This window comes from Rhizobium sp. BK650, assembly GCF_014195325.1.
In the GTDB taxonomy this organism is placed as follows: domain Bacteria; phylum Pseudomonadota; class Alphaproteobacteria; order Rhizobiales; family Rhizobiaceae; genus Rhizobium.
The window spans coordinates 17,487-36,091 of record NZ_JACIBK010000006.1 but is presented as its reverse complement, the minus strand read 5'-3'; the positions used below and the strand labels follow the sequence as shown (position 1 = coordinate 36,091).

The 18,605-nt window shown below is 59.5% G+C and carries 20 protein-coding genes, 1 tRNA gene and 1 riboswitch; of the genes, 13 read left to right on the top strand and 8 right to left on the bottom strand.

Annotated elements, in window-relative coordinates; genetic code table 11:
- Positions 1–191: 191 nt before the first annotated feature.
- The 4 genes from mnmA to FHX15_RS15905 all read left to right on the top strand — a co-directional run bounded on the left by mnmA (position 192) and on the right by FHX15_RS15905 (position 2,487).
- The gene (mnmA, locus tag FHX15_RS15920; protein ID WP_184398720.1) at positions 192–1,391 is read left to right on the top strand and encodes a tRNA 2-thiouridine(34) synthase MnmA; all 1,200 of its coding nucleotides are present in this window, start codon (positions 192–194) and stop codon (positions 1,389–1,391) included.
- A 134-nt stretch (positions 1,392–1,525) separates the two neighbouring features.
- A tRNA-Met gene (locus FHX15_RS15915) sits at positions 1,526–1,602 on the top strand.
- Between the two features lie 89 nt (positions 1,603–1,691).
- On the top strand, positions 1,692–1,943 hold the full coding sequence (locus FHX15_RS15910; protein ID WP_184398718.1) for a hypothetical protein: 252 nt from the start codon (positions 1,692–1,694) through the stop codon (positions 1,941–1,943).
- Between the two features lie 106 nt (positions 1,944–2,049).
- Positions 2,050–2,487, top strand: coding sequence for a universal stress protein (locus tag FHX15_RS15905; protein ID WP_184398716.1), 438 nt, complete (start codon positions 2,050–2,052; stop codon positions 2,485–2,487).
- Positions 2,488–2,491: 4 nt separating this feature from the next.
- Here FHX15_RS15905 and FHX15_RS15900 read toward each other — a convergent pair whose 3' ends face one another.
- Positions 2,492–2,680, bottom strand: a complete 189-nt coding sequence (locus tag FHX15_RS15900; protein WP_184398714.1) for a hypothetical protein — start codon at positions 2,678–2,680, stop codon at positions 2,492–2,494.
- 104 nt (positions 2,681–2,784) lie between these two features.
- Positions 2,785–3,687 (bottom strand): LysR family transcriptional regulator, encoded by a 903-nt coding sequence (locus FHX15_RS15895; protein ID WP_184398712.1) that lies wholly within the window; start codon positions 3,685–3,687, stop codon positions 2,785–2,787.
- A 156-nt stretch (positions 3,688–3,843) separates the two neighbouring features.
- Between FHX15_RS15895 and FHX15_RS15890 the strand changes: the two genes are divergently transcribed.
- A complete protein-coding gene (locus FHX15_RS15890) occupies positions 3,844–4,236 on the top strand; it encodes a hypothetical protein (RefSeq protein ID WP_246778977.1) in 393 nt (130 codons plus the stop codon).
- 385 nt (positions 4,237–4,621) lie between these two features.
- Here the strand turns inward: FHX15_RS15890 and FHX15_RS15885 are convergent, their stop codons facing one another.
- Positions 4,622–5,800: an acetate/propionate family kinase gene (locus FHX15_RS15885; RefSeq protein ID WP_184398710.1), complete on the bottom strand. Its 1,179-nt coding sequence runs from the start codon at positions 5,798–5,800 to the stop codon at positions 4,622–4,624.
- A 216-nt stretch (positions 5,801–6,016) separates the two neighbouring features.
- On the opposite strand from FHX15_RS15885, the gene FHX15_RS15880 reads away from it, so the two are divergent.
- Positions 6,017–7,612: an inorganic phosphate transporter gene (locus tag FHX15_RS15880; protein ID WP_184398708.1), complete on the top strand. Its 1,596-nt coding sequence runs from the start codon at positions 6,017–6,019 to the stop codon at positions 7,610–7,612.
- 102 nt (positions 7,613–7,714) lie between these two features.
- Here FHX15_RS15880 and FHX15_RS15875 read toward each other — a convergent pair whose 3' ends face one another.
- Entirely contained in the window at positions 7,715–9,286 is a 1,572-nt protein-coding gene (locus FHX15_RS15875; RefSeq protein WP_184398706.1) for a bifunctional diguanylate cyclase/phosphodiesterase, read from the bottom strand.
- A gap of 289 nt (positions 9,287–9,575) precedes the next feature.
- Between FHX15_RS15875 and FHX15_RS15870 the strand changes: the two genes are divergently transcribed.
- Positions 9,576–9,929, top strand: coding sequence for a hypothetical protein (locus FHX15_RS15870; RefSeq protein WP_184398704.1), 354 nt, complete (start codon positions 9,576–9,578; stop codon positions 9,927–9,929).
- Between the two features lie 286 nt (positions 9,930–10,215).
- On the opposite strand, the gene FHX15_RS15865 is transcribed toward FHX15_RS15870, so the two are convergent.
- Positions 10,216–10,761: a histidine phosphatase family protein gene (locus FHX15_RS15865; RefSeq protein WP_184398701.1), complete on the bottom strand. Its 546-nt coding sequence runs from the start codon at positions 10,759–10,761 to the stop codon at positions 10,216–10,218.
- 114 nt (positions 10,762–10,875) lie between these two features.
- Positions 10,876–10,950: riboswitch (cobalamin riboswitch) on the top strand.
- A 50-nt stretch (positions 10,951–11,000) separates the two neighbouring features.
- Between FHX15_RS15865 and FHX15_RS15860 the strand changes: the two genes are divergently transcribed.
- The 3 genes from FHX15_RS15860 (at position 11,001) to FHX15_RS15850 (ending at position 12,741) form a co-directional block, all read left to right on the top strand.
- A complete protein-coding gene (locus FHX15_RS15860) occupies positions 11,001–11,210 on the top strand; it encodes a CbtB domain-containing protein (RefSeq protein ID WP_184398698.1) in 210 nt (69 codons plus the stop codon).
- 113 nt (positions 11,211–11,323) lie between these two features.
- Positions 11,324–12,058 carry a CbtA family protein gene (locus tag FHX15_RS15855; protein ID WP_184398696.1) on the top strand — a complete coding sequence of 245 codons (735 nt, stop codon included), beginning with the start codon at positions 11,324–11,326 and terminating at the stop codon, positions 12,056–12,058.
- A gap of 77 nt (positions 12,059–12,135) precedes the next feature.
- Positions 12,136–12,741 carry a hypothetical protein gene (locus FHX15_RS15850; protein WP_184398694.1) on the top strand — a complete coding sequence of 202 codons (606 nt, stop codon included), beginning with the start codon at positions 12,136–12,138 and terminating at the stop codon, positions 12,739–12,741.
- On the opposite strand, the gene FHX15_RS15845 is transcribed toward FHX15_RS15850, so the two are convergent.
- The gene (locus FHX15_RS15845) at positions 12,726–13,388 is read right to left on the bottom strand and encodes a sulfite oxidase-like oxidoreductase (protein ID WP_184398693.1); all 663 of its coding nucleotides are present in this window, start codon (positions 13,386–13,388) and stop codon (positions 12,726–12,728) included. The genes FHX15_RS15850 and FHX15_RS15845 overlap by 16 nt on opposite strands.
- A 257-nt stretch (positions 13,389–13,645) precedes the next feature.
- On the opposite strand from FHX15_RS15845, the gene FHX15_RS15840 reads away from it, so the two are divergent.
- The 3 genes from FHX15_RS15840 (at position 13,646) to FHX15_RS15830 (ending at position 15,894) form a co-directional block, all read left to right on the top strand.
- On the top strand, positions 13,646–13,969 hold the full coding sequence (locus FHX15_RS15840) for a helix-turn-helix transcriptional regulator (protein WP_184398691.1): 324 nt from the start codon (positions 13,646–13,648) through the stop codon (positions 13,967–13,969).
- A gap of 55 nt (positions 13,970–14,024) precedes the next feature.
- On the top strand, positions 14,025–14,471 hold the full coding sequence (locus tag FHX15_RS15835; protein WP_184398689.1) for an SRPBCC family protein: 447 nt from the start codon (positions 14,025–14,027) through the stop codon (positions 14,469–14,471).
- Positions 14,472–14,718: 247 nt separating this feature from the next.
- Positions 14,719–15,894, top strand: coding sequence for a M20 aminoacylase family protein (locus tag FHX15_RS15830; RefSeq protein ID WP_184398687.1), 1,176 nt, complete (start codon positions 14,719–14,721; stop codon positions 15,892–15,894).
- 5 nt (positions 15,895–15,899) lie between these two features.
- Here the strand turns inward: FHX15_RS15830 and FHX15_RS15825 are convergent, their stop codons facing one another.
- Both FHX15_RS15825 and FHX15_RS15820 read right to left on the bottom strand, forming a co-directional pair.
- A complete protein-coding gene (locus FHX15_RS15825) occupies positions 15,900–17,687 on the bottom strand; it encodes an adenine deaminase (RefSeq protein ID WP_184398684.1) in 1,788 nt (595 codons plus the stop codon).
- Positions 17,684–18,604 carry a nucleoside hydrolase gene (locus FHX15_RS15820; RefSeq protein ID WP_184398683.1) on the bottom strand — a complete coding sequence of 307 codons (921 nt, stop codon included), beginning with the start codon at positions 18,602–18,604 and terminating at the stop codon, positions 17,684–17,686. The genes FHX15_RS15825 and FHX15_RS15820 overlap by 4 nt, the downstream gene beginning before the upstream one ends.
- Position 18,605 lies beyond the last annotated feature (1 nt).

The following is an 18,605-nucleotide window of genomic DNA, read 5'->3' as shown; positions in this document are numbered from 1 at the left end:
ATAGCTGCAATGCATGACCCGCGCATGACGCCGGGGGAACGCCGGAATGCCGGGCCTTGCGCAGGGGCGCAATAGTTTCTATATCCGTCGCCCATGCAGGCTGGCGGACGATCCCGCCGGAAACACAGGAAATCCGCCATATTCCGAAGGCAGGAAGGCGGACCGAAACAGCGCAGAATTTGGCAGCAATCGTGAACACACTGGATTTTGACAAGAAGCCGGAAGACACCCGCGTCGTCGTCGCCATGTCAGGCGGCGTCGATAGCTCCGTCGTGGCCGGCCTTCTCAAACGCCAGGGCTATGATGTGCTGGGCATCACGTTGCAGCTTTACGACCACGGTGCCGCCGTGCACCGCGCTGGTTCCTGCTGCGCGGGCCAGGATATCGACGATGCGCGCCGCGTCTGCGAAACGCTCGGCATTCCTCACTACGTCCTGGATTACGAGAAGCGTTTCCGCGAGACCGTGATCAATCCCTTTGCGGAAAGCTATGTCGCCGGCGAAACGCCGATCCCCTGCGTCGCCTGCAACCAGACCGTCAAATTTGCCGATCTTCTGGCGACTGCCAAGGAACTCGGCGCCGATGCGCTGGCGACCGGCCATTATATCCGCTCGCGTCCCAACCCGTCGTCCTGCAATCCCGGCCGCCGTGCGCTCTATCGCCCGGCCGATGCCGATCGTGACCAGAGTTATTTCCTGTTTGCGACGACGCAGGAGCAGATCGACTATCTACGCTTTCCGCTCGGTGGTCTGCCGAAGTCGGAAACCCGCCGGCTGGCTGAAGATATGGGCCTCGTCGTTGCCAAGAAGGCCGATAGCCAGGACATCTGTTTCGTGCCGCAGGGCAAATATTCCGACATCATCACCAAGCTGAAGCCGCACTCGGCCTTGGCAGGCGATATCGTCCATCTCGATGGCCGCATTCTTGGCCAGCACGAAGGCATCCTGCATTATACGATCGGCCAGAGGCGCGGGATCGGCGTCGCCACCGGCGAGCCGCTCTATGTCGTTTATCTCGACGCCCGCTCGCGCCGCGTCATCGTCGGCCCTAAGGAAGCGCTGGAAACGCATCGCGTTTATCTGCGCGACGTCAACTGGCTGGGCGATGAGACGCTTGAGGTCGCAGCGTCAGGCGAGGGCTTTGCCTGTTACGCCAAGGTGCGCTCTACTCGCGCGCCGGCGCCTGCGGTGCTGCATATCGATGCGAGCGGCATCTATGTCGACCTGACGGTTGGCGAAGCTGGTATCGCACCCGGCCAGGCGTGCGCGCTTTATTCGGCACCCGGCGATGATGCCCGCGTCTTCGGCGGCGGCTTCATCGAGCGTTCCGAGCGCGAGCCGGCTGCAGAAGCCTCATTGAAGACGCTGCTTTCCACCCACGCCATGGCCTGAAACGACGAAAAACGGTGGAGTAAAAAGCCCATCGTTTTTCTCCATCATGTGCTTGACACAAAGCGGAAGCGCACCTTATAAGCCGCACATCCCACGAACCGGCAGCGCTTCGCGAACGGTATCGTTTGACCAGTGGCGGAGTAGCTCAGTAGGTCAGAGCAGAGGAATCATAATCCTTGTGTCGGGGGTTCAAATCCCTCCTCCGCTACCACTGTTCCCGAAAGAAAAACAATCAGTGCGCGTTCATCGCGCAGGCGGTATAATTTTGCCTGAAGGCGCGTCGTCATTCGGGGATCCACGATGAAATATGCTGTTGTCGCAATGCTTGTTTTGGCCGCCGGTTGCAGTACGACGACGGTAGATCAGCCGATCCCCGGCAGTCTGACCTACGGCGGCAAGGTTATCCACTCGCCCTATAGGCCCGGCACCGTGGTGAAGCACACTTTTCTCGGTGAATTTGGACGTCGGCAGTTCGAACGTTACGTTGTTCAGCCTGACGGCACGCTCAAGCTCGCCAGCCGGATTGAAAGCGAAGATTTCCTCTGGAACTGAGAAGGGCCCCCGATTTCGCCTGATGTTGACCTGGGTCAAAGCGCGGGATTACGATTACTGCTGAACTCCCTCCCTACTTAAATTCAGCCGGCAGAACGGGTCTCCCATGTACAATCGCATATTGCTACCTACCGATGGTTCGGAACTAGCTGCTCGGGGTATCGATCATGGTCTGGCGCTTGCCAAGGCGCTCAACCTTCCTGTGACCGTCGTCAGCGTCATCGTGCCACTGACGAGTTTTGCGCTTCAGGGGATCGTACAGGCGGAGGCGATGGACAGCTATAACGAGGGGCGGCGAAAAGAGATCGAGGATCTTGGGCAGATCATCGGAGAAAAGGCAAAGGCTGCCGGTGTCGTCGCCGACTTCGTCAGCAAGGTGCATGTTTCGCCGGCAGCGGCCATTTTGGAAACGGCGGCGGAGCGGGGTTGCGGCCTGATCGTTATTTCCTCGCACGGCCGCCGCGGAATCTCGCGGCTGATGCTCGGCAGCCAGACATCGGAAGTACTTTCCGAGGCGAGCATTCCAGTCCTAGTCGTCAAGTAAAGGATCAGTTTTCCGCCAGCACCTTGTGGGGCGTCGTGCGTTCTGGGGTGCGATCTGCCGTCTTGGCGGACACTGCTCCGCCTTCACCGCGGCTGTCGTCGGCTTCGTCACGGCTGCCCGCGTTCGGTACCATATAGAAGGCAAGCATTTCCTCCAGACGGGAGGCAGTGAGGCTGGCGGCGAAACGCTTCATGGTCTTCCTCGGCGGTGTTTCCGGTTGTGGAATTCCATAACCCACGTTCAGTCAGGTGCGGAACATGGGGATGACAGTTGTCACCAACTTTCGGAAATCGTCATCTAATCGCTGATTAGTTCTAGACAGAATCCGATGAAGGCATTGACCTTGGCCGGCACGTGATGCCGAGAGGGATGGACAGCATAGAGCGGGAAGGTCTCGCCCGGCCAGTCCGGATAAAGCTCGACAAGTCGTCCTTCGGCAAGCAGGTCCTTGACGCTAAGAGCAAGCACTTGAGCAATGCCGGCACCAGCAAGGCAGGCATCGAGCATAGTGCCGGGGTCGCTCATCAGAAGCGGGCCATGGGCGTCGAGCGGCACGATCTCCTTGCCCCTGTGCAGTTCCCATTCAAAAGTGCGGCCTGTCAGCGGATCACGGAACTGAATGCACGAATGGCCAGTGATATCGGCAGGTGTCTTCGGCGCGCCGTGCGCGGCGAGATAGGCAGGTGTTGCCACGGTAAGAACGCGCGTTTCCATCAGCTTGCGAGCGATGCGCGAGGAACTCGGCTGCTGGCCAAAGCGGATGGCTATATCGATGCCGTCGGCCACGAGGTCACCCATCAGGTCGCGGGTTATCAACTCGAGTTCCAGCTCCGGGTAGTGGGCGATGAACTCTTTCAGATGCGGAGCGAGAACCATTCGCGAAAAGATCGGATCGACATCGACTCGCAAGCGGCCGCGCACGGTCAGCGATGCACCTGATGCGAGCGTTGCGGCTTCCTCGATACCATCAAGATGGGGAGCAACCTGCGCGTAGAAACGAGCGCCCTCGTCCGTCAGCCGTACCGAGCGGGTGGTGCGGTCGAGCAGGCGTACACCGACACGCGCTTCCAGCCTTGATATGGCGCGGCTGACGCCGGAGGCGGAAAGGCCGAGCGCGTCGGCCGCTTTGACGAAGCTGCCGCTTTCGACCACCGCGGCAAGCGTGCTGACGCCGGAAAGCAGGCGGCCGTCGAATGCCATGAATCACTCCCGATTCTGCGTCATGGATAATGTGGAAGAAATGCAACAGGATCAAGAATGCCCTGTTGCATATCGCCGGCGAAACCCTGCAAACGCGACCGATGGAACAACCTTCCGCCGATTTTGTTTCTTTTGCACAGATTGGAGGATCAAGCGATGACCCAATATGGTGACGACAAGAACCCCATCGTGGACGAGGCCAGCGGCATGCCACTCGGACACCCATCCTCTGATGAGGAAAAGGTGCTGGCCGATGAGCGGCGCAGCATCTCGCTCTGGGGTGTACTCGCAGCCGGCATTTTGGTTATCCTGATTGCCGCGGCGAGCTTCGCGATCTGGCCGAGCGCGACAACCGATCCGGCTTCGACCGCCTCGACAAAGCCCGACGCAATCAATACGCAGCCTTCAGGCCCGGGCACGTTCGACAACAATCCGGCGACTGGCTCCATCAAGCCACCCGAAGCGACTGACCGCGATCCGACACCTGACGGTAACGGCGGTGGGCCCACGGGCGTAACCACGCCGAGCGGTACGCAGAACGGCCGATGATCCGCTATTCCGGCAACGCGATTCAAGACGCAAACCACTGTTGGAACTGTTCCGTTCACGGCTGGGAAATGTCGCACGGTTTTCGTGCGGCTCTTTTGTGTCAGGCATCTCAAGCCGCCGGCAATTTCCAGTTGCGCACTCGGTCATATCCTCGCCTTATTGGCGGACCTAGGCGTGATGCTCGACAAGCTTGGCTCTGAGGCTCCCCAGAACTTCAGGCGTTTTTTCCTTCAGACCCCGAATCGCGCCAGTAACGGTGGATGAGAGTAAGTTCGGCCTCGAAGAGAATTTTTTGGAATCGAGGCATGCTTTTCACGGATTTTGCCGTTTTAAACTTGTTCAACGTCAATTCTAGTTAATGGCGCCACCGGGGATCTGATCTGCTTCACCAGGAGCGAAGAATAGGGAGCGCCTCCTGCGCAATGACCTGTTCCTCGTCTGTGGCAATGACATGCGCCGCTATGCGGCTTGCAGGTGTCGTGATTGCGAAGCCGTTGGCAGCATTCGCGTTTTCGTCGACCGCAAGGCCGAGCCAGTTCAAGTGCCGGAGGACGAATGCGCGAATCTTTGGCTGATGTTCGCCGATGCCGGCCGTAAAGACGATGGCATCGAGCCCGCCGAGCGTCACCGACATGCGGCCAATCTCGCCTGCAATGCGCAGCGCGAAGAGATCAAGCGCTTCGCGGGCTTCCGGGTGGTCGTTCTCGAGCAGATTGCGGGTATCGGCATTGATGCCGGAAACACCGAGCAGGCCGGAGCGATGATAGAGCAGGTCCTCCACCTGATCAACGGATTGCTTCTTTTGCTTCAGCAGATGCATGATCACACCAGGGTCGAGCCAGCCAGGCCGGGTGGCCATGGGTATGCCGTCGAGCGTGGAAAAACCCATGCTGCAATCGCGGCTGACGCCGTTTTCCAGAGCGCAGAGGCTGGCGCCGCTGCCGAGATGAGCGGCGACGATCTTCTGTTTGTTAGACAGCCTGCGGCGAACTTCGCCGGCGATGAATTTGTAGGAGAGGCCGTGAAAGCCGTAGCGCTTGATGCCCTCGTCGTGGAGAGCGCGAGGGATGGCGAAGCGGCGGACGAGGTCGACTTGCGTGGCATGAAAGGCGGTATCGAATGAGGCTGTCTGGGCAAGATGTGGTCTCAACTGCTTCACCGCGCGGATGAAGCGAAGCGCCTGTGGTTGGTGAAGGGGTGCCAAGGGCGTAAGCGCGTCAATCGCTTCTATCGTAGCATCATCGAGCGCCGTCGCTTCGGTGAAGCGGTCGCCGCCGTGAACGACGCGGTGGCCAGCAGCGCGCACGGCGCCGATATCGAAATGCTCAGACAGCAGTTCGAACGTCTCATCGATAACGGCGTGCAGATCATCGGTAAGTTTGGCTTTCAGCGGGGTATCGAAAGTTTTTGGGCCCTCCGTCAGTTTGAAAGCCAGGGGTTCGGAACGGAAGTCGATCATGCCTTTGCCGATGCGCCGCACTTGGCCATCCTCAATGACAAAGATGCCGATCTTCACCGTAGAGGAACCGGCATTGAAGGTCAGGAGAAGATCGGTCGACGGCATGTTGCTTGATGCTCCCCGGCAAGCGTGACGATATACGAACTTAGCGTCATCGCGCCGGGTGGGAAGTCTTGTGCGTATCAGGCGGCAATTTTTAGTTGCTAGTTCAGTCACCAAAAGACGCGCCGTGAGGTACTACGCGGGAGCGGCGTCATGAGAGCTTCACGCTCGGAATTTATTAACAAACGGCAATTTGCAAACGGAACAAGGAACTATGCCATGGCTGACATTGCCCCAAGCCAAGGCGACGTTTCCCATCCGCTGCATCACTCGAACTCCACCGGCAAGTGGTTTTTGCCGGTTTTCGGGCTCGTCGTGGTCTGCGGCCTCGGATATGTTGCCTATGCCCTCGCCCGTGATCTGACTGCCGCAGTTGCCGTTCCCTGGATATTGCTCGGCCTTGCGCTGCTGATTGCGCTCGGCTTCGAGTTCGTCAACGGTTTCCACGATACAGCCAACGCGGTGGCAACCGTCATCTATACGCGCTCCATGCCGGCGGAATTTGCCGTCATCTGGTCGGGTTTCTTCAACTTTCTCGGGGTTCTAACGTCTACCGGCGCCGTTGCCTTCGGCATTCTGGCCTTGCTGCCGGTCGAGTTGATCCTTCAGGTCGGTTCCGGTTCAGGCCTCGCCATGGTTTTCGCTCTGTTGATCGCGGCGATCATTTGGAACCTGGGCACCTGGTATCTTGGCTTGCCGTCCTCCAGTTCCCACACGCTCGTCGGCTCGATCATCGGCGTCGGCCTTGCCAATCAGTTCCTGGCGCCGGCAGGTTCTGCCACCAGTGGCGTGGACTGGTCGCAGGCGGCCAATATCGGCCTTTCGCTGCTGATTTCGCCAGTCATCGGTTTCGGCCTTTCCGCCGTCCTGCTCGTGGTCCTGAAGTTCCTCGTGCGTAAACCGGAACTCTATCAGGAGCCGAGGGGCAACCAGCCTCCGCCGTGGTGGATCCGCGCCATTCTGATTTTCACCTGCACGGGCGTCAGCTTTGCCCATGGTTCGAATGATGGGCAGAAGGGCATGGGTCTCATCATGCTCATCCTGATCGGCCTCGTGCCGACCGCCTTCGCGCTGAACCGTACGCCCGACGTCAACTACCTCGAAGCCTATAAGTCGGCTTCGGCGCAGGTGGAAACTGCACTCGGCAAATATGTGAAGCAGGGCGTGACGGTCACCGACTACAAGGCGGAAGTCGGCAACGCCGTCAAGAACAAGATCTGGACGGATGCGACGACGCCGGCGCTACAGCAGTATATCCACCAGACGAGCGCCGAAGTGGCGGGCTTCCCAACGCTGGAAGCCGTTCCCACCAATCTCGTTGGTAACATCCGTAACGACATCTATCTGATCGGCGAAGCCCTCAAGCTCATCGACAAGCGGAAGCTGCTGCCCATGGATGCCAATGACCTCAATGCCGTTACCGGCTATCATGCAGCGGTTGATAATGCGACGAAGTTCATTCCGTTATGGGTGAAGGTCGCGGTGGCACTGGCACTCGGTCTTGGCACGATGGTCGGCTGGAAGCGCATCGTCGTTACCGTGGGCGAGAAGATCGGCAAGACGCATCTGACCTATGGGCAGGGTGCGGCCGCTGAAGTCGTCGCCATGCTGACGATCGCCTCGGCCGACCATCTCGGCCTGCCGGTTTCGACCACGCATGTGCTGTCGTCCGGTGTGGCTGGTACGATGTCAGCAAACGGCTCGGGCCTGCAATGGTCCACCGTGCGCAACATGCTCACGGCCTGGGTGCTGACGCTGCCGGCCTCGATCGCGATCGCCTTCCTGTTGTTCGTGATCCTGCGCCAGGTCTTTTAGTTAAAGGCATTTCCGCTTTTCTTTGAAATATGGAAATACCTATTCTTTGTTTCCCGTAATTCCGGACGTAAGCGCTTCGCACTTTTGCTGGAATTGCTCAGTTCAGGCCGTGGATGCCAGAATGGCATTATGATTTTCGATAAAGATGTCCGCCTCTGCGGCGGGCATCGCCTTGCCGAAGAGATAGCCCTGGCCGATGTCGCAGCCAAGCTGCAGCAGATAGGCGAGTTGGGTATGCTCCTCGACACCTTCCGCAGTCGTCTTGATGTTAAGACTTCTTCCGAGCGCAAGCATGGCGCGGACGATCTTTTCCTGCTTCTCGTCTTCCCTGCAGGTGGCGATAAAGCTCTTGTCGATTTTTATCTTGTCGAAACGGTAGCGGGCGAGCTGTGCAAGGCTCGAATAGCCCGTGCCGAAATCATCGAGCGCGATCTGCACGCCCGCCTCATGAAGCTCATCGAGAATATGAGCAGCAATCGCCGGATCCTGGACCAGTGCGTTTTCGGTGATTTCCACTTCCAGCCGTCGGGCGGGCAGGCGACTTGCCGCAAGCACCTTGAAAATGCGGGAGGCAAGCAGTTTGTCTTCCATCTGCACAGGCGACACGTTGAAGGAAAGCCTGACGTGATCAGGCCAGGCGAGCGCATCGCTGCAAGCCTCGGTCAGAAGGTTTTCGAACAGTTCGGTAATCATGCCGGTTTCTTCTGCGATGCTGATGAAAACCGGCGGTGGAATATTCATGCCGTCTTCGTCCGTCCAGCGAGCCAGCGCCTCGAAGCCGCAAAGCCTGCCGCTCCTGAGATCCATCAGCGGCTGGTAGTAGGTCTTGATGGCCTTGTTCTGGATGGCGCGGCGCAGCTTGGTCTCCAGCGATGCGCGCTCCGCTACCTTATCCTGCATGGACGGTTCGAAGACCAATTGATGATTGGGACCGCGCGATTTCGCCTCATACATGGCAAGGTCGGCGCGATGGGCAGCATCCTCCAGCGGCTCTTCGCCCTCGTTCCAGCGGTCGTAGCCAACGCTTGCGCCGACCTCCACGGCAAAGCCGTCGATCAGGATAGGGCGGGTGACAGCATGGACGAGCACTTTGGCAAACCATTCCTCGCGTGCTGCCGTGAGGCCAAGGGCGATGATGATGAATTCGTCGCCGCCGAAACGGTAGACGCAATCGGCATTGCCTAGTGCACAGATGCGCTTGGCCACCTCGATCAGCAGGATGTCGCCGCCTTTGTGGCCGACGAGATCGTTGACCTTCTTGAAGCCGTCGAGATCGACGGAGAAGATAGTTACGTTGTTTCTGGCATCGTCTGGAATGTTACCTTCCTTGTCGGCAAGTTTGGGCAGGATCTTGCGTTCGAAGGCATAGCGGTTAGGAAGCTTGGTCAAGTGGTCGTGGGTGGCAATCCAGTCCGCCCGCGCCTGGGCTGTATCGCGAAGCTGCATCTCCTTGCGCAGATCGGCAATTCGTAAGACGGAATAGATGAAACTCATCGCGCCGGCGATGCCAAGGGCAAGCACGAACTTGTCGGCGCCGTAATTGCCGAAGTTTTCCATGAAGGTGATGAGCCAGTTATCGACATTCAGCAGGGCGCATGAAATCCACAGCGCTGTACCAAGCGCCAAGATCGTCAGGCATTGCCTACCCGCCCTGGTCTTGAAGAATTCCGGCATCAGCTTCTCCATCTCCACCCGACGGGGGGGAATATCATGAAAGTCTGAAGCGTTTATTGAAACCTGAAGGCGAATTGTCGGAGAAAGTGGCGCGCATCCGGTAGCACTTGCGCCGAAAGCGAGCACGCCCCTGGCAACGGGATGGCTGGACATGGAAGTGCAGAGCGGCGAGCGTTCTTCCATCGTGGATGTAAGGCTGGAGCCGAAGTTGACTACATCCGGTCGTCCTGGCGGAACCAATGCGCCCTGAAACCGTTTCGCAACAGCAATCACGAGAGAGGACGATCTCATGCAACTCGTCGGTACCCAGGTCATCCCCGCCTATGGCGGCAAAGGCGGTTTTACGGTTGAGTTTGTGGGCGACGGCGGCGAAGTCGTCTCCGTGCAGATCAAGAACGAGCGCGGCCAGCAGTTGAACCGGCTGAATGCAGTGGAAAAGGCGAGGGAGGTTATGAGCCGCTTCGCCACGGCGGCGATCCGCGAGGGCGATAACGAGCGGCCAGCCGCGTTGAGAAATGCTCGTTCGCGGGGTGACGAGGAGGCGATGGAAGAACAGCTGGACGAAGGACTTGAGGGTACTTTTCCCGCCAGCGATCCGGTTTCGATCACCAACACCGCAATACCCAAGGGTAGCCAACACTAATCTGGAATTTCATGAGGAGAAAGGCGAGCGTGCCATCGCACGCTCGCCTTTGACGTATTCTGACAGTTCAGGCGACGTTGATCAGCAACGGAAGACTGATCATAACGCCGATGAGAATGGCGACAACAGTTGCGACACGCACGATGCGAATGCGCCGCGTGCGCTCCCCACTCCAATCATAAGTCATTTTTCGTCTCCTCGGGGAAGAGCGTAGACCCGGATTTCCGGGTTCGATCTGTATGACTGCGTTTGCTTGCGTAAGGCTGATCTAATTTACGAGGAATATTCAGAAACGCAGCGACCAGCGGCGGCCGTCATGCGTCATACGTACCACGCCAAGCGGCTGGACATCGATGGTCCAGAACGCGGCAGGCGGTGCTTTCAGCACATTCAGGATCGCGGCGCGGATGACGGCTGCATGGGTGACCGCGATGATATGGCCACCGAGAGGCATTTCTTCATTCATCCAGCTCGCAATACGCTTGCCAAGCTGCTGCAGGCTCTCACCCTCATGCGGGGCTGCTTCGGGATCGGACATCCAGAGCGCAAGATTGTCAGGCTCTTCGCTGTGAAGGCTGGTAAGCGGCTTGCCTGTCCAGCGGCCGTAGTCGCAATCCCTCAGAGAAGGAGCAAGGATCGCTTCGAAGCCCAGCATTTCGGCGGTCTGTCGGGTACGGAGCGCGGGGCTCACGAAGACCCGGTCTGCTTTTCCTGGCGCAGGCAGAGAAGCTTCGCTCGGCGCCTTCTCCTCCAGTGGCTCATCGGCAGGGAACGAGGCGGTGCGATTGGCTGCCGTGGCGCCGTGGCAGATCCATGTGAGGCGAGTAGTCACGTTATTCCGCGCCCTCCTGACATAGTGACATAGGGCGGGATGGCTGCCGCCCGCTTATGAAGTTTCGTTGACAGTTTCTTTGACGAACAGATATAAACGTCACGTTGCGGGTTTGGAAGCCGGTGAAAGTCCGGCGCGGTCGCGCCACTGTGACCAGCGTGTCGAAATTCTTCGCGCTGGAAGTCAGACCCTACTGCACGCAAGATTTTCGACTGAACGCGTCATTCCAGGAGGAATACATGTCTGACACCACTTATACACCCGTCGCGTCCCCCGCACCGATCCCGCTCGGCGAAATCCTGCCCTGGGCTATCTTCGGCGGCCTACTGATGCTGATTGCCATTTATTTCGTTGGCACCGAAGAGGGTGCGATGGCGCTCTTCAACGGCATGTATGTGCACGAATTCGTGCATGACGGCCGCCACCTGCTCGGCTTCCCCTGCCACTAACGCGCGGCGCGATCTTTCAGACTCGCTCGATACGCCTTAGGTTTTTGCTCTGCATGTCGTCATCGCAAAACTGCTGAACTGTTTTGCGCGACGTGCTTTAGGGAGTGTCTTAAATGGTTGGAAATCTTCTGCTTCGCGGCATGATCGCGGGCGTGATTGCTGGCATCCTGGTTTTTGCCTTTGCACGCTTCTTCGGCGAGCCGCTCGTCGATGCGGCGATTGCCTTCGAAGAGGCCACGGCGCAGGCGGGCGGCGCGACAGCCGAGCCTGAAATTGTCAGCCGCGCCACGCAGGCGGGCCTTGGGCTCTTCACTGGCATCATGGCTTACAGCGTCGCCATTGGGGGGTTGTTCGCGCTTGTCTTCGCCTTCGTGCATGGCCGCCTCAGCAGCCTTTCGGCACGCGGCACCTCGGCCCTTGTTGCGGCTGCCGCTTTTCTAGCCGTCGTTATCGTTCCGGCAATCAAATATCCGGCGAATCCGCCGGCGGTCGGCAGCCCGGATACGATCGGTGCGCGCACCGAGCTGTTCTTCCTGATGATCGTCGTTTCGATTGCTTCGCTGACCGCGGCCGTCGCAGTCGCCCGCAGGCTGGCAGTGCGCTACGGCGTGTGGAATGGGGCGATTGTTGCGGGCGTCCTTTTCGTCTTCTTCATCGGCCTCGTCGAGTATCTCTTGCCGCCGATCAACGAAGTGCCGGAAAATTTCTCGGCCATGGTGCTGTGGCGTTTCCGCACGACCTCGCTTGGCATGCATGTGATCCTCTGGTCGGTGCTTGGCCTCGTCTTTGGTGCGCTTGCAGAAAAACGTCTCGGCGTGAAGAGCGGACTTCGCCCGGCCCATCGATAGAATGACGGAGGGGCTTCGTTGGCTGCGTCTGTTCTCATAAGGTTCGTGGCCAGCCGCATCGGACATTGGGGCGTCTTATGAAGTACGGGTTGTATTCCACCTGCTTAGGTCTTTCGCTGTTCATCGCAGGCGGCGCATCCGCGCATGGCCGCAGCGGCGAGGGCAGTCATGCGGGCTTGCCGGTGCCTGAGATCTCGCATGGCGAGATGGCGGTCATTTCCGATTATCGCGGTCGTATCATGAATCTCGCCTCACGGACGGTGGATACCAACGAGCCTTTCCGACGCATGCTGAACTATGCCGAAATCCAATACTCCTACTGTTTCTGGGGTCGGATGCCGGGCAGTGTGACGGATGAGGAAAGCCCATTCAATGAATGCGCCCATGCCTATCTCGCTGCGACCAAAGCGGTGCTGCTCGCCATGCGTGACATGCCCCGAGAGGCGGTTGCCGCAGGCGAGATCGCATCTGACATTGATGTGGACATGGTCAGGCGCGGGCTTTCGCTGGTGACCTGCCGCTTTAGCGGCGAAGGTTTCAACACGGCCAATATCGTGCGACCGCGCTGGAGCGAAATTCCGCTGCATCCGGCGAGCATGGCCTCGCTCACGGGATTTGCAGTGACCCTCGTGGCAGGGTTCTTTGCTCTCAAACGGCTTTTTCGGATTCAGTCCTCGAAGTAGCGCTGTTCGCGCCACGGATCGCCGTACATATGGTAGCCATTCTTTTCCCAGAAACCGGCCTTGTCCGCTGGCAGCAGATCGATCCGGCGCAGCCATTTGGCGCTTTTCCAGAAATAGAGATGCGGTACGACGAGGCGCATTGGGCCGCCGTGATCGCGGGTCAGCGGCAAACCTTCCCATGCGGTGGCGAGGACGGCGTCTTCGGCAGCAAAATCTGAAAGCGGCAGATTGGTCGTATAGCCGTCATAGCTCGTCAGCATGACGTAACCAGTTTCCTCCTTCGGCATGGCGAGATCAAGCAGGTCGCGGGTGGCAACGCCCTTCCATTTGTTGTCATATCGAGACCATGTCGTGACACAATGGATGTCGGAGACCATCGTGCTCTGTTCCAGTGCCTGGAAGGCGGCCCAATTGAGATCGAGCGGTGTCTCGATGAGACCTCGAACCTCCAGCCGCCAGCTCTCGATGGAAATGACCGGCTGCTGGCCGAGATCGAGGACGGGCCAGTTCTTGACGAGATGCTGACCCGGCGGCAGGCGCTCTGTTTCCGGGCGGCTGATGCGGCCGGTCAGGAATTTTCCTTCTGCCGCCCAACGGCGCTTGGAGGTCGTGAGCTTGCTGTCTTCGGGAATCTGATCGTCGCTCATGGCGGTCTCCTTGCGGTGCGGCAATCAGACATGTCAGCCTGACAAGTGTCAAGTTTCACCGCCTCGGGAAAACTCGACCGCGCTCACCACACTTGGATCCGTCGAGATGACCAGCGAGATGCGCCGGAGGTTCTGACGAATCCCAAATTTTCTGCCGTGACGGCCTACTTTCGGGGCCGAGGTCGATTTATATCTTGACAGGCAACTATTTGGTTGCGTATAAAATACGAAAGGCAACCAAATGGTTCCATATCAATATGGATGAAGATGCGGTTTTTCGCGCTCTGGCGGATGGCAGCCGGCGACGGCTGCTGGATCGCCTGCATGGGCGCAATGGCCAGACACTCGGGGAATTGTGCGAAGGGCTGGAGATGACACGTCAGGCAGTGACGAAGCATCTCGGCATTCTCGAGGAAGCAAGCCTCGTGTCCACGCGCCGGCATGGGCGCGAGAAGCTGCATTATATCAATCCGGTCCCGATCAATGAGATCGCGGATCGCTGGATCAGCAAATTCGAGCGTCGTGCGCTAGAGGCGCTCTCCGATCTCAAGAAGAGCCTCGAGGGCAACAAGGGCGAATGAATCGTCCTGCCTGCCGGCGAGGGTGTGATCACGCTTGGCCAAAGGGAGTATCATCATGGCTGGCAGCGCATTCAATTACGTCACCTATATCCGCACCACACAGGAGCAGCTCTGGTCGGCACTGACGACATCGGAATTTATGAAGAAATTCTGGCTCGGAGTGCAGTTCGATACCGATTGGAAAGCGGGCTCTGCCTGGCAGATGCGCTATCCAGATGGAACCGTTACTGATACCGGCGAAATCCTCGAATTCGATCCACCCAAGCGGCTTGTCCTGAAGTGGCATAATCAGTTTAAGCCGGAGCTTAAAGCTGAAGGCTTTTCTCAATGCGTGATTGAGCTCGAACCGGTTGGCGAGGCGGTCAAGCTGACGCTGACGCATTCGATACCGATCGAAGGCTCCAAGTTCATCGGCGCCGTCTCCGGCGGGTGGCCGCAGATTCTCTCCAATCTCAAATCGCTGTTAGAAACGGGCGAAGTCGTCTTGCCACCCAACCGGTGAGAGACAAGCGATGGGTGGATTTCCACCTATCGCTATAACCATTTGCGCTGCGGCGCACTGTCGCATAGCCGTCATTTCTGCCTTCGCGCCGCGATCATCGTCTTCCTGCCGAGCGCAAGCGCAAGCGCGAAGAGGTCTTCGTCGAAGAGGCCTGAGGGCTTGCGCTCACGGCTTGTTTGTTGAAAGAAGAACGATCTGATGCGCGCGCCGTCAGGCGCCCGTTTTCGTTCACAGGATATCCAGGCTCATGAGCATTCCCGCCCGGATCAGCAACGATCTGCCTTTTCTCACCTCTCTCCGCCGCGATCTCCATGCCCATCCCGAGCTCGGCTTCGAGGAAGAGCGCACCAGCGATATCGTCGTGAAGCTTCTGGAAGAGGCAGGCATCAAAGTGCATCGCGGGCTTGGCGGCACCGGTGTTGTCGGCACATTGCAAATTGGAAATGGTACCCGGACGATCGGGCTGAGGGCAGACATGGACGCGCTCGCCATGCCGGAAACGGCGGAGCGTCCCTATAAGTCGACGATGCCGGGCAAAATGCACGCTTGCGGCCACGATGGACATACGACGATGTTGCTCGGCGCGGCACGGTATCTGGCTGAAACGCGCAGTTTTTCCGGCACCGTGCACTTTATCTTCCAGCCGGCAGAAGAAGGCCGCGGCGGTGCAAAGCGCATGGTGGAGGAGGGGCTGTTCACGCAGTTTCCCTGCGATGCCGTCTATGGGCTGCACAATATGCCGGGGCTTGCCATCGATGAGATGGCAGTCGTCCAGGGGCCGCAGCTTGCTTCATCGGATAGCTGGCGGGTTACATTTCGCGGCACTGGCACACATGGCGCAAAGCCGCATCTCGGCCGCGATCCGATCACCGCTGCCGGCACTTTCCTGTCGTCCCTGCAGACGATCATCGGGCGGGTCGTCGATCCGCTTCAGCCGGCCGTCGTCAGCGCCTGTTCGGTGCAGGCTGGCAGTCCAAATGCACTGAACGTGATCCCCGATATCGTCGAGATCGGAGGAACGGCGCGCGCTTATTCACCCGAGGTGCGCGACCAGCTCGAAACGGAAATCGGCCGTCTGGCGCAGGGCACGGCCGCAATGTTCAGCATCTCCGCAGATTACGAGTTCGAACGCCGCATTCCGCCCGTCGTCAACAATGCGGAGGCCACTGCCAGGGCACTTGGCGCTGCTCGGGCCGTTTTCGGCGAGAAGGTGCGCACAAGCTTTCCGCCGTCCACTGCCGGCGACGATTTTGCTTTCTTTGGGCAGAACGCTCCCGGCTGCTACGTCTGGCTTGGGAACGGCCCGGCTGTCGATGGCGCGCTGCACCACAACACCGCATACGACTTCAATGACCAGGCGCTCGGATATGGCGCGGCTTATTGGGTGTCGCTTGTGGAGAGAGAGCTTAAGGTTGAGGCGTAACCGCCTTAGAAGATCTCCAATACGGGGCTTTCAAGGACCCTGCCGGTGATGACGTCGGCAATGCCGCGATCGGTCTGGTGCGGACCGATATTGCAGGCAAGCGTTGCGCCGAAGCAGGCCTTGAAGACCAGATAGGGCGGCTTCCAGTCAACGATCTTCTCCATCGCCTTGCGGATGGCGGCAAAGCCGTTTGCAGTTTCCTGCAGAGAGGCCTCGGTCACGAGGCCTGACAGCGGCAGGGGCAGGAGGACTTCGATGCGGCCGTCCTTTACCACCGCCATTCCGCCGCCCACTTCGATCACGACGTTTGCGGCTAGTGCCATGTCTCGTGCATTTCCGCCGAAGACAGTGAGGTTGTGGCTGTCATGCGAGACAGTCGTGCAAAAGGCGCCGCGCCACTCGCCCCAGCCAGTCAGGAAGCCAATGCGCGGCTTGCCATCCGCCAATCCATGGCGATGAGCGACCGCGATCATTGCACTGCCGGGTGGCGGCACCACGAAACCGTCGCGAACGTCCGCCTCGGCTTCGCCCCATCGCGTGAAACGCGGGCGGTCGATCGTCGCGAGACGCACTTTGGTGCCGTCTGCGGGAATTCGGAAATCATCGTCCACGAGCGCCGCAAGCTTAACCGACTGCATGAGCGGGCTGGCATCGAGCGGCTGGATGGGATTCTCCATCGCGCCATTTTCGGCAACGAGGCGACCGTTAGCGATGACCGCGCGCGCCCTGAATTCGCTCATATCCTCAAACAGCACCAGATCAGCACGGCGTCCGGGAGCGATGAGGCCGAGGTCGGAGCGTTTCAGGCGCTGCGCAGCGTTGAAGGTCGCGGCTCGCAGAGCCCATTCCGGTCTCATGCCGTAGCGCACGAGGCGGCGCACCACATCGTCGAGGCCGCCATTCTCGTAGAGTTCATCCGGGAAGACGTCGTCGGTGCAGAGGGTCACAGTCGGCGGCAGGTGGCCGATACCGTTCAATGCATCGACGAATTCCTGTAGCAGATGATCGTGCGAACCACGCAGCTCGATCGTCATGCCGGCCGCAAGCTTCTGCAACAGGTCGGCGCCGGAGGTGAGTTCGTGATCGGAAGTGACGCCGGCAGCCATGAAGGCATTGAGATCGGCGCCTTCCAAACCACGGGCATGGCCGCAGATCAGCTTGCCGGAGATCAGGCCGATATTGACGATATCAGTCATGCGCGGGTTGCCCTCGATGACGCCGCGCATGTTCATGACCTCCGCCACACCGCCGATCGCCGGCGAACGCAGCAGCTCGGCGATGACGCTGGCATCGAAATCTGCGCCAGCAAGCTCAAGTCCTGGTGCTGACGGCACGCAGGATGGGGCGAGCAGGATCATGCGCAGGGGCAGATTGCGCGAGGCTTCGATTGCCCAGCGCACGCCGTCGAGGCCGTGAACATTGGCGAACTCATGCGGGTCCCAGACGATGGTCGTTACGCCACGCGGCAGCACGGCCTCGGCATATTCTGCCGGGGTGACCATCGAGCTCTCGATATGCATATGCGTATCGATCAGACCAGGCGAGATGATATTGCCGGCTGCATCGAATACATCAGCAGCATCGCTTCGGCTTGCCGGTGCATGGACACTTGCGATCAAGGCACCGACAAGACCGATGTCTGCCTCGCGGACAAGACCGGTTATCGCGTCGAGGATACGGCCGCCGGTAATAAGCAGATCGAAGGGACCATCGCCGCGAGCGGCTGCGACGGCGCGGGCACGCAAGGCCGGCTCATTAATATCGGCAGGTTCCTGGCGCGGAGTTGTGGTCATTTGCGGGCCTCGTTGACCAGGGCGGCAAGGATGATGACACGCGCCATCTCGGCATCGATGTCGGCTGCGAACTGGGCGTTGAACGTTGCATGGGTGGCGCGGGTTTCAACGACCGTGCGTCCTCGCGTATGCTGTCCTTGCAACTCCACATCGATGCGGGCAGGGCGAAAGCTCACCACCTGGGGAGCTACGAAGGCGACGGCGGCCGAAGGGTCGTAGAGCGCCATGGCCGGACGGCCGCGGCTGGTGCCGATGCGGATATAGCCGGCGAACATGTCGGCGATCAGTTCGGCATTGGCGCCGCCCGCAGCGCGAACCGCGTCGCTATCCTCAGGCTCCGCGAGGACCTTGCGGCAGAGATCGAGATCGACCATGCGCAGCGGCAGCTTATGGGCGATGATGATCGCTAGCGCTTCCGGATCGGCAAGGGCGTTGAACTCGGCGGATGCGGTGTGATTGCCCGAAGTGACGCCGCCACCCATCCAGACGAGTTCGGTAATACGGGCCGCAAGATCGGGCCGGGCAAGCGCCAGCGCGGCGATATTCGTCAGCGGGCCAAGTGACAGAATGCGATGCGGACCTTCCAGCTCCAGCCAACGGCACAGGGCAAGGAAGGCATCGCTGTCGGGCTGGAGGGGAGCCGGCGGCAGATGTTTGCCTGTCGTCGGAATACCGCTTTCACCGAGGACTGCCTGCGCGGTCTCAAGCTTGCCGAGAACGGGCATGCCACGGCCGACGTGGATCGGAAATTCCCAGCCGAAGGCCTTGGCGGCGCCGGCGGCGTTGGTGCGCACCTGTGACAGCGGTGCGTTGCCGAAAACCAGGGAGACGCCATCGATGTCGATCTCGGCATTCATCACCACCATGATGGCGGCGATGTCGTCGAAACCCATGTCCGTATCGATCCAGACGCCCATG